Here is a 16,575-nt window from a genome sequence, read left to right on the forward strand (position 1 = left end):
TCATATCTCATTTTTTTTGCAGTTTATTGTGGTCGCGCTCCTTTATAACGAGTGCCTACCACCCTTGCATCTGCGACGCAACTATGCTATATATTAAAACCAGCGCTCGTTGGTAACGAGTGCTTAATATGGTCTTTCGTCTGCGACGCAACGATGCGATATAATCGCAACGCCGAAAACGCACTCGTTATAAGCGAGCGCATTACGCCACAAAATACTTTTACTACTTTTGAGTGCCGAATATGACAAATCTTGAATCTCATACCTCAAATCTTAAATATAAGGAAGCATACGCTGTGATAGTTGCAGGCGGATCTGGCAGCCGCATGCAATCGGCCGTACCAAAGCAATTTTTGGAGATATGTGGCAAACCAGTGTTAATGCACACCATCAATGCATTTTACAAAAGCACTTTTGAGCCAAAAATAATACTGGTACTTAACGCAACTTATCATGATTATTGGTGGGAGCTTTGCGAAAAGCACCAATTCGATATTGAGCACCAATTGATAGCCGGCGGAGAAACCCGCTTCCATTCCGTTAAAAACGCCGTTGATATTATAGAGAATGAAGACGCTTTGATTGCCGTGCACGACGCCGTGAGACCACTTACTGATATTGAAGTGATAAACAATGCCTACCAAACCGCACAAAGCAATGGCAGTGCTATCACAGCCGTTAAAAGCCGCGACTCGATAAGGCAGATGACAGGCATTACATCGGTAGCCTTGCGCCGTGAGGATATTTATTTGGTACAAACGCCGCAGACCTTTAAAGCTGGCTTGTTGAAACAAGCTTATGAGCAGCCCTATAGCGATTACTTTACCGACGATGCATCTGTTGTGGAGCAAGCCGGCCATACCGTTCACCTGATTGAGGGTAACTATACCAACATTAAGATTACCTTCCCGGAGGATATTGCCATTGCCGAATTGCTGTTAAACAAAAAAGGCCCGCAGTTATAAACTGCGAACCTTTTTGATTTGGGTTATATTATATCAAGCCCTGCGAATGATACCCAGCAGTAATGCTATAATTGCGATTACAAGCAATATATGGATCAAACCGCCTGCATGGTTAACAAAAAATCCGAATATCCAGCCAATTACAAGTATAACTGCGATAATGTACAATAAACCTCTCATGATAGTGTTTTTTTAAGTTGATGTTTAAATTTTCCTAAATCGGAAATTGTCATACTAAAATCATTCCAAAAGCGTTTATCAGCAAAAAAGCCCCATTTAAGGGGCTTTTTGTATGTATGAGAATTAAAATGTTCAGCTTTTAGGCCGATGGTGTACACCAAAATGGGGTTAAGCCCTTCTTATAACGCCCAACAATAAAGCGATGATGGCAATAACCAATAGGGCATGTATAATACCGGTAGATCCTGCATAGAAAAATCCGAAGGCCCAGCCAATTATCAGGATCACTGCAATGATGTAAAGTAAATTTCTCATGGTGTGTTTTTTAGTGTGACTGTTTAAATAAGTAAATTTTAAACTTTAAAGCTAAAATCACGCCACAACAACTTTAGAACATAAAAAAGCCCTCATAAAAAGGGCTTTTGATATTTGTAAAGATTAGTATTCGTCTTCGTTAAAAAAGAAGTCGTCTTTGGTAGGATAATCCGGCCAAATCTCCTCTATATTTTCATAAGGCTCGCCATCATCTTCAAGGGCCTGTAAGTTTTCTATAACTTCAACCGGTGCGCCCGAACGTATAGCGTAATCAATTAATTCATCTTTAGTTGCCGGCCATGGGGCATCTTCTAAATGTGATGCAAGTTCAAGTGTCCAATACATGTTTTTATATTAGTTGGTAAATTTCCGTTTTCGCAAAAGTATAATATTTTTTTATTGATTATTACTATTTTTTTGCAATTTTTTTAACCTCTCGGTACCCATTGATTTTCAGGTACTTTATCATCAAACGCAACCATACGTGCCAGGGTAAACAAGTAATCGCTCAGCCGGTTTAGATAAATAATTACCCTTTCGTCCACCTTACTTTCATCTGCCAGGTGTACACACAAACGCTCTGCCCTGCGGCAAACGCATCGAGCCACGTGGCAGTATGATATGGTGTTATTACCGCCGGGCAATATAAAATGTTTAAGCTGTGGCAAAATATCGTCCATACGGTCAATCTCTGTCTCAAGCAGCTCAATGTCCGCATTGTCCAAATGAGGTATTTGCATGGTCGATTTTTCAGGGTCGGCGGCCAGCAAAGCACCAATAGTAAATAGTCTATCCTGAATTTTTAACAAAGTATTTTTATGGCTGTTGTTCAATGGCTGATCGCGTATTAGCCCAATGTAGCTATTCAATTCATCCACTGTGCCGTAACTTTCTATGCGGATATGGTGCTTGGGTACGCGGGTACCGCCAATTAATGATGTGTAGCCTTTATCGCCTGTCTTGGTATAAATTTTCATGCTTTGTATTAAAAAGCCGGGCTTATAAAATAAACTGCAAATTTGCGTTAATGAAACTTAAACATGCCCTGTATGTTTTGTTCCAAATATATGCCATTACATATTATGAAAACTATTATATCAACAGCAAAGCTTGCGGTAATCAGCGTGAGCGCCTTGGCGCTTTTAAGTTTTAGCTGTGGCAACGCTGGCAATAGTAAAAATGTAGCTGCTCAAAAAAAGCAGGAAGCGCCGGTAGCTGCCCCATCATTTAGTAAATTCATCAGCGAACAACAGTTTAATACGCTCTTCCCCGAGCGCGATAAATTTTATACCTACCAGGCGTTTATTAAAGCCGTTGATGAACTTGCACTTATTAAGCTGCGCGTTGCGCGCCGTGCCGAATCTGTTTACCAGTTTACCCGTACCGACAAAAGTACAGGTAAAGCCACCATTGTACGGCAGGACGGCGACTGGAACGAAGCCTGGGCCAAAGTTAAACCTGATAGTGTTTACATGATAGATTATGGAAACTTTTGTACCGCCGGCGATGCCCAAACCAACAAACGTGAGCTGGCTGCATTTTTTGCGCAAATAGCACATGAAACACGCCATGGCCGTAACGAAAGCTATACCGACGGTTTAATGCTGCTGCATGAGGATAACACCTCTCTTAATTATATTAGCGATAGCGACGAGTATCCGCCGGTTAAAGGTCAGAAATATTATGGCCGTGGGCCAATGCAAATAAGCTATAATGGCAACTACGGCTACGCGTCCGACTGTATATTTGGTAACAAGCACATACTGCTGGATAAGCCCAGCCTTATTGAAACCGACCCGGTAGTTTCATTTAAAACAGCAATTTATTTTTGGATGACACCAGAAACGCATAAACCATCGGCACATGATGTGATGATTGGCAAATGGCAGCCCAAAGAGAGTGATAAGGCTAAAGGCCGTACTCCCGGCTTTGGCATGACGATCAACATTATCAACGGCGAACTGGAGTGTAATAAGGGCGAAGATAATTACAGCATGAAAGACCGTATTGGCTTCTACCAGTTTTTCCTGAGCAAACTCGGCGTAAGCGACCCTAACTGTGCCTGCAGCTGCGGAAAGATGGAACCTTATAAATATTAACCCAACCAGTTCATGCTGAACTTATTTCAGCATCTCATCGTTCATCGTCAGCAATGACTTTCTGTGGGATGCCGACATAAATTCGGCATGACCATTTTTTATACAGCAATGGACTTAAACGGGTATGCTATCTTCCTAAACATCGAATGGCATTTACCCAAATTCAGAATATTACTTAACTTAGCGTAACAATACCAAACGCCCCCCTGATGAGTAATTTTCTGTTTGACACCGACGGACTTGAAACCGCCCATGTTGAAAGCTTTGACGCTACCTGCAAAGCATTAAAAGACCAACACCGTGTAGAAATACCGGGACACATCAATTTCCAGTTAGAGCAATTTGATTTGCTGCGGGGCTACAGCGACGTAAATACTCGCGATGTATTTGCGCTGAAAAACGGCGGCAGCGATAGTTACATGCTTTTTTTAGAGCTTGGCACAAACTCGGTAAATAAAGGGCAATTCAAACATCACAGCCAATACCAGCCCTGGGCACTAGCCTACCTCAAGCAGAACTTCGGCCGTGTTATAATCCGTACCGAAACTTTTTTCGACAAATTAAAGGAACTTGTGCTACCTATTGAACTTGACTTTAAAGACGACAAGCCGTTTAGTAACCGCTTTTATGTGTTAACGGATGATCGCCATAAGGCCGAGAAAGCGATAACACAGCAATTCAGGAATGCTGTCATGGAAATTGAGGAGAAGGATTTTATTATTGAGATTGTTGAGCATACCCTTATTATAGGCAACCGCAAACCCATACTGCCCGAGCACGCCTGCTACCTGGCAGACTTTGTTACTAAGCTTGCCGCGATAGCATAAATCCATGGCTGGTTAGCCAGGCCGTTAAACCGTCGGGATCATTGGTGCCTATAACTATTACGCTGTCATCATCAAGGGTTAATTGTAAGCCCATATTACCACGAGCGTTATAGTAAGTTATGCCTGTACTAATGTCATACCTTATACCATAGCCAACAAAGCCGTAAGCAATTACCTCCATATCTTTTACATCGGCAAAGCTTATTTCCTTTTTCAATAACGGGAACATGGTAATGTTGATGCTTTGTGTATCTATCATGGTTATGAGGCGCATATTGTAGGCGCCGAAAGTCATCCCTACTGTAATGGCCCAGATAGATATAAGCAACGTGTTTGATGCAGGGTGGTTGCCAATCTGTATCTTCAGCAACACTTGTATTACTACAAATACCGAAAAAACCAGACTTATAAATGCTGCCGGCAAGGTTAAAAGGCTACTGAATTTTTGGCTTTCCCGGTACATACTTAACCTTCGCTCAATTATAAATTGTTAGTTTAATTGAAGTTACGAAATTAATAGGAAAGCACTATAATAACGGGCAATCTATTTTTGCAGGTTGATGCCTGAGGTAGGAATGCGGTTGCTAACGGTTTGTATATTATCGTTGATATAATCGTTCTCCACCAAACCGTCACGCATACGCACAATTCGATGGGCATGCAAAGCAATATCTTCCTCGTGCGTTACCAGTATAATAGTATTGCCTTTGGCATGAATATCCTCCATCAGCCCCATAATTTCTATTGAGGTTTTTGTATCCAGGTTACCTGTAGGCTCATCGGCCAAAATAATAGAAGGGTTGTTGATGAGCGCCCTGGCAACGGCTACACGCTGGCGTTGACCGCCCGAAAGCTCATTCGGTCTGTGGTCGGTTCTGTTGCCTAAACCCACATTTTCCAATGCCTGGCGCGCGCGCTGGTTACGCTTTTCCTTACTTACCCCAGCATAAATCAATGGCAGGGCTACGTTATCAAGCGCACTATTGCGGGGCAGCAGGTTGAAAGTCTGGAAAACGAAGCCTATCTCGCTGTTACGCACGTCGGCCAGTTCATTATCCGTCATGTGGCTTACGTTGATACCGTTCAGGATATATTCGCCTTTGCTGGGAGTATCAAGGCAGCCAAGAATATTCATCAGGGTTGACTTACCAGAACCGGATGGCCCCATCAGCGCCACAAACTCACCTTTATTTATGGTTAACGATACCGATTTAATGGCATGGATAACCTCGGCCCCGATAACATATTTACGGCCGATATCATTGATAATTATAAGAGGCTCCTGTTTGGCAAATGATAGCATAAAATGCGGGTAATTTGCTGCTTTGACAATGAGGCCGGCATAAATGTTACAGATTTTTTCAGAATCAGGAAATCAGATTCAGGAATCAAGACACTTTGGCTTCTTCTTATCCTGAATCTTGATTCTAAAAACTACTTATTAATAACCTTCGCTACTAAAAAGTGGCTGCCGTCATGCTCGGGTGCGTTTTCAAGTGCCTCGGCAGTGGTAATAACCTGTTTTACCACATCTTCGCGAAGTATGTTTTCATCGTCGGTCATGTAAACAAGTGGTTCAACGCCTGTGGTATCAACCTCGTTAAGCTTATCCATAAAGCCCAAAATCTTGTTCATGTCCTTTATAATCTCGGGCTTTTCGGCTGCCGAAAGTTCGAGGCGTGCAAGGTGGGCTACTTTGTCTACTGTTTGTTCGTCGATGATCATGCTTGTGCTAATTTATCATTGATGATGTTGTACACCTGGTCGCGCAAGGCGTCGGCATCATCAATAGTTAAATGCGCCGTTTCAATAGGCTTATGTACAAATATACGGCAAACTCCGGGTTTCGAGCCATATTTAAGGCCATCATCCCACAAAACTTTCCAGGTATCTAATGATGTTACGGGTATAATAGGCACCTTCAATTCTATAGCCATCCTGAAGGGGCCATTCTTAAATTGGTGCAGCGTGGGCGGGTAATCGTCGGGTATAGCTGCCTCGGGGAATATAATGGTGGTTATGCCGCTTTGCACCCGCTCCATAGCTTTTTTAAAGGCGCGAAAAGAAGCGATCTTACTGCTGCGGTCAACAGGGATATCAACGGTTCTGAAAAACAGCGACGTTACAAAAAAATCAGCAAGCTCCTGTTTGCCCATAAAGCAGTAGTCGCTCTTAATCAGCGCACTAACGGAAGTGATATCCAGGTTGGATGTATGGTTAGGGCAAACAATGTAAGTTTTACTCCAGTCTATCGCCTGCTCATACGCTATTTTATAACGGATGCCAACACAAAACGAACTTACTAAGCCCCACATTCTCCTAAGTGCTGTCATTTTAGGGTAGCGGCTCGGCTTACGCGAAAAGTAGTAGAAAAATGGGTATAAAAAGAAGTATGAAACAGCCACACTTGCACCGTAAAGGTAAACGTGCGCTTTTCTGAATATCATTTTCATCAACCTCAAAAATATAAAAATTCCTTACTTTCGGCCTTTATATGGAAACTGTTGTTAGCGGCATTCGATCTACCGGAAACCTGCATTTAGGAAACTATTACGGAGCTATTCAAAACTTCGTAAAGATGCAGCATGAGTATAATTGCTATTTTTTTATTGCCGACCTGCACTCGCTTACTACCCACCCTACCCCTGCTGATTTACACGGCAATGTAAAACAGGTGCTGGTAGAATACCTGGCGGCAGGTATCGACCCGGAAAAAGCTACCATATACATACAAAGCGATGTTCCTGAAGTGGCCGAACTTTATTTGTACCTGAATATGAACGCCTACCTTGGCGAGCTGGAACGCGCCACATCATTTAAAGATAAAGTGCGCGCCAACCCTGATAATGTTAACGCGGGTTTGCTAACCTACCCCGTTTTAATGGCTGCTGACATCATCATCCATAAAGCTACTAAGGTACCTGTTGGTAAGGACCAGGAACAGCACCTTGAAATGGCCCGTACATTTGGCAACCGTTTCAATCGCTTGTACAAAAACGACTATTTCCCGGAGCCCTATGCATTTACATTTGGTGAAAACCTGGTAAAAATACCGGGGCTTGACGGTAAGGGTAAAATGGGCAAAAGCGAAGGCGCAGGCAATGCCGTTTATTTATCAGATACGCCCGAGGCTATCCGCAAAAAAGTGATGCGTGCAGTTACCGATGGTGGACCAACCACAGAAAACCAGACTAAACCGCAGGAGATACAAAATCTGTTCGACCTGATGAACGTGGTATCGACACCGGATACTTACGCACATTTTGAGAACCTGTACAATACAATGGCCATACGTTACGGCGACTTTAAAAAGCAGTTAGCCGAAGACATGATCATCGCTACAGCACCCATCCGCGACAGGATCAATGACATCGCAAATGATGCCGACTATCTACGCAAGGTAGCCCAGTTGGGTGCTGATAAGGCTCGTGAAAGCGCGCGCAAAACCATTAAAGAAGTAAGAGAAATAATAGGGTTTAAGAGCTTTTAAGAATAGCACTTAGTTGATGGTTCATGGTTCATAGCTTATATTAGCAAAGTAGTTGGTGTTGTAAGCATATATTTTCCATGAACTATAATCTGTTAACCAACAAACGCAAAATAAACACATGCACATAGCTATTGTAGGAAATATTGGCGCCGGTAAAACCACGTTAACCGAAATGCTGGCCAAAAATTACGGCTGGGACCCTTTGTTCGAGGCGGTTGATAACAACCCTTACCTGGAGGATTTTTACAGCGACATGAAACGCTGGAGCTTTAATCTGCAAATATATTTCCTAAACAGCCGTTATCGCCAGATTGTAGAGATCCAAAAAAGCGGCCGCAATATTTTGCAGGACCGTACCATATACGAGGATGCTTACATTTTTGCAGAAAACCTGTATGATATGGGCCTCATGACCAGCCGTGATTATGAGAACTACGAAAGCATGTTTGACAACATTACTGAGTTTATAAAACCGCCCGATTTGCTGGTTTACCTGAAAGCTTCGGTACCTACGTTGGTGAATAACATTCAACGCCGCGGCCGTGAGTATGAGATTGGTATCAGGATAGATTACCTGTCGAAACTTAACGAGAAGTACGATAAGTGGATAAGCAATTACAACCTTGGTAAGCTGCTAATTTTAGACAAAGACAACCTGGACTTCGCCAACAATACCGAAGATATGGCCTTTATTGTAAATGCCATTGAGCGTGAAATAAATGGGTTGTTTTAATATAAAGCATTTTTTACTTGCAGCCATTGGCTGCATTTTTTTTATATCGGGATGCTTATGGCTTAGTCCAACCAAAGAGTTGGATTTAAAATCATTTACTATCACCGTTCCTAAAAACTGGTCATACAAGCCCACTGAGGGAATTGATTCATTTGTTGGAGAAATTATTGGGCCTTTTGTAAATTTAAACTTCGACTTTAGTGAGATGGGTTATGCAAATTCGCTCATACAAACGGAACAAGACTTTATTAAAGCCGAGCGCTATTCAAGATCTTGCAATTTCTGCAAGCCAGGGATCACATATATCAGTGAAAAAGATGCCACAAAAGCTATTACTGATGAAATGAGAAGAACCGGGATCAAAAATCGGAAACATATAAAAATAGCGCCAAATCCCGTTTACGAAACCAAAGAAACAATACGGAGTCCGTTGACAAAAGAAAAAGCGAAATTTCATAACCCGGACTTCATAGCTGATTTAACATATCAAGATAGTACCATTTCAGTGCCTGTCAATATACCAGAAGACATTAAGTCACATAACTTTCGGTTTGACACCACGTCAAAATTTATCATCAAGACAGTCTGGCCAAAATTCACCGGCAAAGGCATGACAGGTATTTATATCAAAAGCAAAACTTCCGCTTTAAACTTTAAGATGAGTGCTTATAACCTTCCAAAACAACAGCAGGACGAAGTACTGAAAGCTTTTAAAACCATCCAGATTAAAGGAGAACTCGTCAGTCCCTAATTACTACCTCTAAACCCTGCCGGGGTTAAACCCGTTTTGTTTTTAAACAACCTGTTAAAATACTGCGGGTATTCAAAACCAAGCTTGTAGGCCGTTTCGTTTATGGTAAGTTGAGTGGTAAGCAACAGTTCTTTCGCTTTTTCTATCAGGTGTTTATGAATATGCTGCTGTGCGCTTTGGCCGGTTACATTGCGCAGCATATCGCTCAGGTAATGGGCAGATACATTCAGTTCGGCAGCCACATCATTTACATTGGGCAACTGTTCTATTACATCCTGCTCAAAGTAGGTGCGCAGGTACTGGTTAAATTTTATGAGCAAATCTTCCTCGGCATTACGGCGGGTAATAAACTGGCGGTTGTAAAAGCGGTTGCAGTAGTTTAGTAACAGGTCCAGGTGCGATACAATCACGTCTTGGCTAAAAGCATCTATGGATTGCTCATATTCGTTACGAATATCCTGCATTATCTTTTCTATCATCCGCTCCTCATCTTCAGATAAATGCAGAGCCTCGTTGGCGCTGTACGAGAAAAAATTATAATCGTTTATCTTTTTACCCAATCCATATTTACGAATCAAATCAGGATGAAACATCAAGAACCAGCCCGAAATGGCGGGTGTGTTCTGATCCATATCAATAGTAAAAACCTGCTTCGGTTCCGAGAAGCCCATTATCCCCTCGCTAAAATCATAATACTGCTGGCCATACCGCATTGGGAACTTAATATTACGCTTTATAAATACGCTGTAAAAATTGTAAATCATTTTTAAGGGCATATCGGTACGCATTGGCACACAAGCTATCTCAACAACCATCAATAATGGATTTTTTGGTTTCGGATATCCCAACAGGTCGCAAAAATCCGTTATGGAATTAAGCATTATGGGTTGCGTAGTTTTTTTCATAGCTTGATTTAATGCGCATGGCAGACTAGTAAAATGTAGCTGCCATGCACCATAAATATATAATGATTTTACAAGTTTACGCCATTCATCAGCGAATCGTTGTAACGGTTGCCTGCAGTAGCGCCCACCGGCACTATCGACTCAAGGCGAGCCAATTCATCGGCACTTAGCTGTATTGCAGTTGCTGCCGCGTTTTCTTCCAAATACTTTGTACGCTTGGTGCCAGGTATGGCCACAACACCCTTAGCAAGCACCCAGGCCAGCGCTAATTGCGATGGGGTAACGTTCTTTTCGCCAGCCAGTTCTTGTATCTCGGCCAACAGGTCCATATTTTTATAAAAATTTTCACCTTGAAAGCGCGGTATCTGCCTTCTGAAATCGTCGTCAGCAAAATCGTCGGGGTTTTTGATATCGCCGGATATAAATCCCCTGCCCAGCGGCGAATAAGCCACAAAACCAATTCCTAAATCATTCAGGCTATCAAGCACGCCATTTGCTTCAGGCTCACGCTCAAATAATGAATATTCACTTTGTACGGCGGTTATTGGGTGTACGGCGTGTGCTTTTCTGATGGTAGCGGCTGATGCTTCCGACAAGCCTATGTACCTAACCTTACCCTGCTGTACCAGTTGTGCCATTGCGCCAACAGTATCTTCAATTGGCGTGTTTGGGTCTACGCGGTGCAGGTAATACAGATCAATATGATCAGTGCCCAGGTTTCTTAAAGACCTTTCAATTGACTTGTGTACATATTCCGGGCGGCCGTTAATTGCCCAGGTAAGCTGCTCGTTATCGTCAATTTCCCAGCCGAATTTTGTGGCAATGGTATAGGCATTGCGGTTCCCTTTTATGGCTTTGGCCACGAGGCGCTCGTTCAGCATTGGGCCATAAAGGTCGGCCGTGTCCAAAAAGTTTATACCTATTTCGAGCGCTCGGTGTATGGTGGCTATAGATTGCGCATCATCGGCTTTACCGTATATATCGGCACCGGCAAGTGTGGACATACCCATGCAGCCTAAACCCTGTACCGGCACTACCAATCCCTGGCTACCTAATTTTGTTGTTTTAATCGTTTCCATTGTTTGTTTAAATAAATGTTGATACAAAGGTTGGTATTGCCACTGGCCAAAAATTATACAAACCCGACCACTTTGTATACAAACCGTATAAAGCGCTGGCGGAGTACGGAAATACGTTGCGTGGCAAAACTTTAAATGGCGGCTTTAGGTTTCATAAACTAAAAAGGATACAATGCTCAAACACATATATAAGCCTGTAATATTTGCTGCCATTTGCGTCATGCTTGCCGCTTGTAGTAAAAGCAAGGGGCCGTTGGCTATCTTTAATAAGTTGTCACCGCATGATGCTTATGCGCAGCGCTTAAAGGACAATGGATTTGACCGTACGGCTATGGGTAGCGCATGGTTGTTGCAGGCCCAGCAGGTGATTGCCAAACCGCTAAACATTACCATCCCCTATAAGGAAGCGGGTTACTTTGCTGATGACAAAACGGGCGGCACCGCACTACGCTTTAACGCCAAGCGCGGGCAAAAGCTACGCATAGCCATCAGTAAGAAGCCGGTAAGTAATTTTGATATTTATGCCGATTTGTTTGAGGAGCAAAATCAGCAGCCATTAAAACTCCTTGCCTCGGCAGATACTGTTGGCGCGTTACTGGAGCATGAGGTTAAGCAAACAGGCAATTACATTTTGCGCTTGCAACCCGAGCTTTTGCGCGCCGGCGAATACACGCTTACCATTACAGCCGGGCCGTCGCTCAGCTTCCCGGTATCGGCAGTGGGTAAGCCACGCATTGGCAGCTTTTGGGGCGACGGGCGCGACGAAGGCGGCCGCAAGCACGAAGGGATAGACATTTTTGCACCTAAGCGCACCCCGGCAATAGCAGCCGCAAATGGCACTGTAACCGGCGTAACCGTAAACAACCTTGGCGGCAACGTAGTTTTTATGCGCCCGGACAATCAGGACTACTCGCTCTACTATGCCCACCTGGATTTGCAGAGTGTACAACAGGGCCAAACCGTTACAATTGGAGACACCATTGGCCTGGTTGGTAATACTGGCAACGCACGCACTACGCCACCGCATTTGCATTTCGGTATTTACACAAGCAGTGGCGCAATTGATCCACTGGCTTTTGTTGACCGGGAGGTTAAAGAGCCGGCTCCGATATCTGCCCCGCTTAAGTATTTAAACGCAACGGTGCGCACATCCGTGCGGAACGGAAAATTGTATAACCTGCCCTCAGATAAAGGCTACGCCATGCAAACGCTGGAGTTAAATACGCCTTTAACCGTTAGTGCAGCTGCCGATGGCTGGTATAAGGTTAACCTTCCCGACGGGCTTACAGGCTACATTAACAGCCGCAATATTACAGAGGCAGGCAAAATCCGCAATATCAGCCTGAAAAAGCAACAATCCCTGCTCAATGCCCCCGACAGCATTAACGCCGCCCGTAAAAAACTTATAGTCCCTGGGGAAAAGGTTACTTTACTTGGCACTTATCAAAATTATCAGTTAGTTAAGCATGATAATGAAACTGGTTGGATAGCCGCCAATTGATTATTGATTTGGCAAATAATCAACCTAAACATTTACAAACAGTTACTACCAACAACTAATGGCTTTTCCACAAAAGCATTTTGGGTAGCCCAAATCCCGCAAATTTTCCTACTTTTGCATCCCGTACACAAACATTTGGCAACGGCCTTTTTTCGGTGCCGAAGATTTCAAAAAGATCATGACTAAATACATTTTTGTTACGGGTGGCGTTACCTCGTCGTTAGGGAAAGGCATTATTTCAGCCTCATTAGCTAAACTTCTTCAGGCCCGCGGGTACCGCGTAACTATCCAAAAATTCGATCCTTACATTAATATCGATCCGGGTACACTTAATCCTTATGAGCATGGCGAATGCTATGTTACCGAGGATGGTGCCGAAACCGATCTTGACCTTGGCCATTACGAGCGCTTTTTAAACAGGCCAACAACGCAGGCCAACAATATTACTACCGGCCGCATTTATCAAAATGTAATTAACCGCGAGCGCGAGGGTGCATTTTTGGGTAAAACCGTACAGGTAGTACCACACATAACAGATGAGATTAAACGTAACTTCCGCATATTGGGCGAAAGCGGCGATTATGATATTGTGATAACCGAAATTGGCGGTACAGTGGGCGATATCGAATCGCTTCCATTTGTGGAGGCCGTACGCCAGTTTAAATGGGAAGCCGGCCCAAGCAATGCCCTTGTTATTCACTTAACGCTTATCCCCTTCCTGGCTGCGGCAGGCGAGCTGAAAACCAAGCCTACCCAGCACTCGGTAAAAATGTTATTGGAGTATGGTATACAGCCGGATATTTTGGTTTGCCGCACCGAGCACCACCTTACTGCCGATATCCGGAAAAAAATTGCACTTTTTTGTAACGTAAACATCAATGCGGTAATCGAATCGATGGATGCATCTACCATTTATGATGTGCCATTGCTGATGTTGAAAGAACAATTAGATAAAACGGTACTTACAAAGCTTAAGCTGCCAAATAAAAATGAACCCGACCTGGAGAGCTGGAAAGACTTTTTGGGCCGCTTAAAAAACCCAACTTCTGAAGTTAAGATTGGCCTGGTGGGTAAATATGTTGAGCTGCCCGATGCTTATAAATCCATCATCGAATCATTTATACATGCGGGTGCTAAAAACGAATGTAAAGTACGTGTACAATATATTCCGTCAGAATCATTAACGGTTGAAAACGCTGTTGAAAAACTCCAAGGCCTGCATGGTGTGCTTGTTGCACCCGGTTTTGGCGAACGTGGTTTTGAGGGCAAAATCGAGGCGATCCGCTATGTGCGCGAAAACAACATTCCTTTCTTCGGTATTTGCCTGGGCATGCAATGCTCTGTTGTGGAGTTTGGCCGTAACGTGCTCAATCTTGAAGGTGCAAGCAGTACCGAAATGAATAAGGATACGGCGCATCCGGTTATCCACATGATGGAAGAGCAGCGCAACGTGGTAAACAAAGGCGGTACCATGCGCCTTGGAGCCTACAACTGCGAACTTAAAAAAGGCAGTAAAGCGGCAGTAGCTTACGGTAAAACCAGCATAAGCGAGCGCCACCGCCACCGTTACGAGTTTAATAACGACTACCTCAAAGATTATGAAGCAGCCGGTTTAACTCCATCGGGCATTAACCCGGAAAATGGTTTGGTTGAGATAGTTGAACTTAAAAACCACCCGTTTTTTGTGGGTGCACAGTTTCACCCCGAATTAAAATCAACGGTTGCTAATCCGCACCCACTTTTTATTAACTTTGTCGCCGCTTCACTGGCTTATGCCCGCAAGAAGTAGTTTGCACGATAAAATACATAATGGATAAGAATACGTTTACAGGATTATTCCTGATCATGGTAATCATGGTGGCCGGCATATGGATTATGCAGCCGTCTGATGCCGACATTAAAAAGGAGCAAATACGCGTTCATCAGGACTCGGTTAAAAAAGGCCTTATTAAAACTAAAGGCAATGCACCGCAGGTTGCAGCAAACACACCTGCCGATACTGCTAAAACAGCCACCGTTGACTCTGCAATTTTAAAAGCTCCTTTTGGCGCTGCCACAGTTGGTACCGAGCAATTTGTTACTGTTGAGAACAAAGACCTTCGTCTAAAAATATCAACCAAAGGCGGCCGTGTTTACAGTGCCGAACTTAAAGGCTTTAAAACCTTTGATAAAAAGCCACTTGTTTTATTTGATGGCCCGGAAAATAATTTTGGTTTCAATTTTAGCGCTGCCGGTAAAAATATCAATACTGATGAACTTTACTTTAAGCCAAGCGCAACCGGCCTTACAGTTAACGGCCAGGACTCGTCCTCAATATCGTTACGCTTAAGCTACAGCCCAACCCAATATATCGATTATATATACAGCCTAAAAGGTGAGGGTTACAAAGTAGGGTTAACAGTTAAACCCGTAGGGCTTGACCAGGTTATTGCTAACAGCGGTATGCTTAACCTTAAATGGGATGCCAATGTGCGCAAGCAGGAGAAAGACATGAACCTGGAGCGCCAGTACAGCACCGTTTACTATAAAAATACCGAAAACGATGTTGACTACCTGAGCACCAGCAAAAACGAGCAAAAGGAAATTGGCGATAAAAAACTGCAATGGATCTCATTCAAACAGCACTTTTTCTCGACCGTATTGCTAACCAAAGATGGTTTCAAGAAATCTACAGTCGAGGTAAATACCGATCCGTTGGATACTGTACACATCAAGCAAATGAAAGCAGGCCTAACGCTGGAGCGCCAGGCTGATGGTACCTATCCGCTGAGTTTTTATTATTTGCCAAATCGCTTCCATACGCTTAAAGACCAGGGATATGACATCGAAAAACAGATTGACCTTGGTTGGGGCCCGCTTAAATACATTAACCGTTTTGCGGTATTGCCGGTATTTCAGTTATTACAAAACTTTAACTGGAACTACGGTCTAATCATCCTTGCGCTTACGGTTATATTGAAGTTGGTGTTGTCGCCGCTTACGTATAAATCATATTTGTCAATGGCTAAAATGCGCGTGCTAAAGCCCGAGATGGATGAGATTAAAGCAAAAGTTGGCGAAGACAATCCTACCCTTTTACAACAGGAATATTTAAAGCTTTACAAAAAGGCCGGTGTAAACCCATTGGGTGGTTGTTTGCCATTATTGCTACAAATGCCAATTGTAATCGCATTCTTCCGCTTCTTCCCAAGCTTATTTGAGCTTAGGGGCGAAAGCTTTTTATGGATGCATGACCTTTCAACTTACGATTCGCTGATAACTTTTGCGCCACTGCCTATCATCGGGTGGACACACATCAGTTTAATGTGTTTGTTGATGACCATATCTACATTAATATACACCTACTTTAACAATCAGATATCGGGCGCCACTGGTCAAATGAAATACATAGGTTACATTACGCCTATCATTTTCTTTGGTGCACTTAATGGTTACCCATCGGGTTTGAACTATTACTACTTCCTTGCAAACATGTTTACGTTTGTACAGCAGTACCTGATCAAATTTATGGTTGATGATAAAAAGATACACGCACAAATTCAGGACAACAAAAACAAACCTGAAGATCCTAAAAAGAAAAAATCGGGCTTTGCCGCAAAAATGGAAGAAATGATGCGCCAGCAACAACAGATCCAGGCGAAAAAAGGGAAGTAGAGATTAGAGATTGGTTGATTAGAGATTAGTTGCCATCGATACACAAAGACCCGTAGTTAACGCTACGGGTCTTTTT

General features: G+C 43.3%; 19 protein-coding genes. 9 read left to right on the plus strand and 10 right to left on the minus strand.

The features are described 5' to 3' along the window. Window positions 1-242: 242 nt before the first annotated feature. Entirely contained in the window at window positions 243-965 is a 723-nt protein-coding gene (locus tag FPZ43_RS12455) for a 2-C-methyl-D-erythritol 4-phosphate cytidylyltransferase (protein WP_146382247.1), read from the plus strand. 33 nt (window positions 966-998) lie between these two features. Here FPZ43_RS12455 and FPZ43_RS12460 read toward each other — a convergent pair whose 3' ends face one another. The 4 genes from FPZ43_RS12460 to FPZ43_RS12475 all read right to left on the minus strand — a co-directional run bounded on the left by FPZ43_RS12460 (window position 999) and on the right by FPZ43_RS12475 (window position 2,437). Then, complete coding sequence (locus tag FPZ43_RS12460) at window positions 999-1,145, minus strand: lmo0937 family membrane protein (RefSeq protein WP_146382248.1); 147 nt, start codon at window positions 1,143-1,145, stop codon at window positions 999-1,001. 168 nt (window positions 1,146-1,313) lie between these two features. Further along, entirely contained in the window at window positions 1,314-1,460 is a 147-nt protein-coding gene (locus FPZ43_RS12465; protein WP_146382249.1) for a lmo0937 family membrane protein, read from the minus strand. Window positions 1,461-1,583: 123 nt separating this feature from the next. Next, entirely contained in the window at window positions 1,584-1,805 is a 222-nt protein-coding gene (locus tag FPZ43_RS12470) for a DUF2795 domain-containing protein (protein WP_002996718.1), read from the minus strand. Window positions 1,806-1,888: 83 nt separating this feature from the next. Beyond that, window positions 1,889-2,437 carry a cob(I)yrinic acid a,c-diamide adenosyltransferase gene (locus tag FPZ43_RS12475; protein ID WP_146382250.1) on the minus strand — a complete coding sequence of 183 codons (549 nt, stop codon included), beginning with the start codon at window positions 2,435-2,437 and terminating at the stop codon, window positions 1,889-1,891. Between the two features lie 105 nt (window positions 2,438-2,542). On the opposite strand from FPZ43_RS12475, the gene FPZ43_RS12480 reads away from it, so the two are divergent. Continuing rightward, complete coding sequence (locus tag FPZ43_RS12480; RefSeq protein WP_186461830.1) at window positions 2,543-3,559, plus strand: chitinase; 1,017 nt, start codon at window positions 2,543-2,545, stop codon at window positions 3,557-3,559. Window positions 3,560-3,768: 209 nt separating this feature from the next. Then, window positions 3,769-4,386 (plus strand): hypothetical protein, encoded by a 618-nt coding sequence (locus FPZ43_RS12485; protein ID WP_146382252.1) that lies wholly within the window; start codon window positions 3,769-3,771, stop codon window positions 4,384-4,386. Here the strand turns inward: FPZ43_RS12485 and FPZ43_RS12490 are convergent. From FPZ43_RS12490 to FPZ43_RS12505, 4 genes are all read right to left on the minus strand, one after another. Continuing rightward, a complete protein-coding gene (locus FPZ43_RS12490; RefSeq protein WP_186461831.1) occupies window positions 4,364-4,849 on the minus strand; it encodes a hypothetical protein in 486 nt (161 codons plus the stop codon). The two genes, FPZ43_RS12485 and FPZ43_RS12490, sit on opposite strands and share 23 nt — an antisense overlap. Before the next feature lie 81 nt (window positions 4,850-4,930). Then, window positions 4,931-5,689, minus strand: a complete 759-nt coding sequence (locus FPZ43_RS12495) for an ABC transporter ATP-binding protein (RefSeq protein ID WP_146382254.1) — start codon at window positions 5,687-5,689, stop codon at window positions 4,931-4,933. Window positions 5,690-5,820: 131 nt separating this feature from the next. Further along, on the minus strand, window positions 5,821-6,111 hold the full coding sequence (gene gatC / locus FPZ43_RS12500; RefSeq protein WP_146382255.1) for an Asp-tRNA(Asn)/Glu-tRNA(Gln) amidotransferase subunit GatC: 291 nt from the start codon (window positions 6,109-6,111) through the stop codon (window positions 5,821-5,823). Then, window positions 6,108-6,839 (minus strand): lysophospholipid acyltransferase family protein, encoded by a 732-nt coding sequence (locus FPZ43_RS12505; protein ID WP_146382256.1) that lies wholly within the window; start codon window positions 6,837-6,839, stop codon window positions 6,108-6,110. Before FPZ43_RS12505 ends, gatC begins: the two co-directional genes overlap by 4 nt. A 41-nt stretch (window positions 6,840-6,880) precedes the next feature. Between FPZ43_RS12505 and trpS the strand changes: the two genes are divergently transcribed. From trpS to FPZ43_RS12520, 3 genes are all read left to right on the plus strand, one after another. Continuing rightward, window positions 6,881-7,876, plus strand: a complete 996-nt coding sequence (trpS, locus tag FPZ43_RS12510) for a tryptophan--tRNA ligase (RefSeq protein ID WP_146382257.1) — start codon at window positions 6,881-6,883, stop codon at window positions 7,874-7,876. Window positions 7,877-7,994: 118 nt separating this feature from the next. Further along, complete coding sequence (locus FPZ43_RS12515; protein ID WP_146382258.1) at window positions 7,995-8,609, plus strand: deoxynucleoside kinase; 615 nt, start codon at window positions 7,995-7,997, stop codon at window positions 8,607-8,609. Continuing rightward, the gene (locus tag FPZ43_RS12520; protein ID WP_146382259.1) at window positions 8,596-9,360 is read left to right on the plus strand and encodes a hypothetical protein; all 765 of its coding nucleotides are present in this window, start codon (window positions 8,596-8,598) and stop codon (window positions 9,358-9,360) included. Before FPZ43_RS12515 ends, FPZ43_RS12520 begins: the two co-directional genes overlap by 14 nt. On the opposite strand, the gene FPZ43_RS12525 is transcribed toward FPZ43_RS12520, so the two are convergent. After that, window positions 9,357-10,265, minus strand: coding sequence for a helix-turn-helix domain-containing protein (locus tag FPZ43_RS12525; RefSeq protein ID WP_146382260.1), 909 nt, complete (start codon window positions 10,263-10,265; stop codon window positions 9,357-9,359). The two genes, FPZ43_RS12520 and FPZ43_RS12525, sit on opposite strands and share 4 nt — an antisense overlap. Before the next feature lie 68 nt (window positions 10,266-10,333). After that, window positions 10,334-11,344 carry an aldo/keto reductase gene (locus FPZ43_RS12530; protein WP_146382261.1) on the minus strand — a complete coding sequence of 337 codons (1,011 nt, stop codon included), beginning with the start codon at window positions 11,342-11,344 and terminating at the stop codon, window positions 10,334-10,336. Window positions 11,345-11,516: 172 nt separating this feature from the next. Here FPZ43_RS12530 and FPZ43_RS12535 point away from each other — a divergent pair, with 172 nt between their 5' ends. The 3 genes from FPZ43_RS12535 (at window position 11,517) to yidC (ending at window position 16,499) form a co-directional block, all read left to right on the plus strand. Continuing rightward, window positions 11,517-12,845 (plus strand): peptidoglycan DD-metalloendopeptidase family protein, encoded by a 1,329-nt coding sequence (locus FPZ43_RS12535; RefSeq protein ID WP_146382262.1) that lies wholly within the window; start codon window positions 11,517-11,519, stop codon window positions 12,843-12,845. 178 nt (window positions 12,846-13,023) lie between these two features. Next, complete coding sequence (locus tag FPZ43_RS12540; protein WP_146382263.1) at window positions 13,024-14,634, plus strand: CTP synthase; 1,611 nt, start codon at window positions 13,024-13,026, stop codon at window positions 14,632-14,634. Window positions 14,635-14,654: 20 nt separating this feature from the next. Then, entirely contained in the window at window positions 14,655-16,499 is a 1,845-nt protein-coding gene (gene yidC, locus FPZ43_RS12545) for a membrane protein insertase YidC (protein WP_146382264.1), read from the plus strand. Window positions 16,500-16,575: the final 76 nt, after the last annotated feature.

Origin of the sequence: Mucilaginibacter pallidiroseus, from assembly GCF_007846085.1 — a bacterium.
GTDB lineage: Bacteria > Bacteroidota > Bacteroidia > Sphingobacteriales > Sphingobacteriaceae > Mucilaginibacter > Mucilaginibacter pallidiroseus.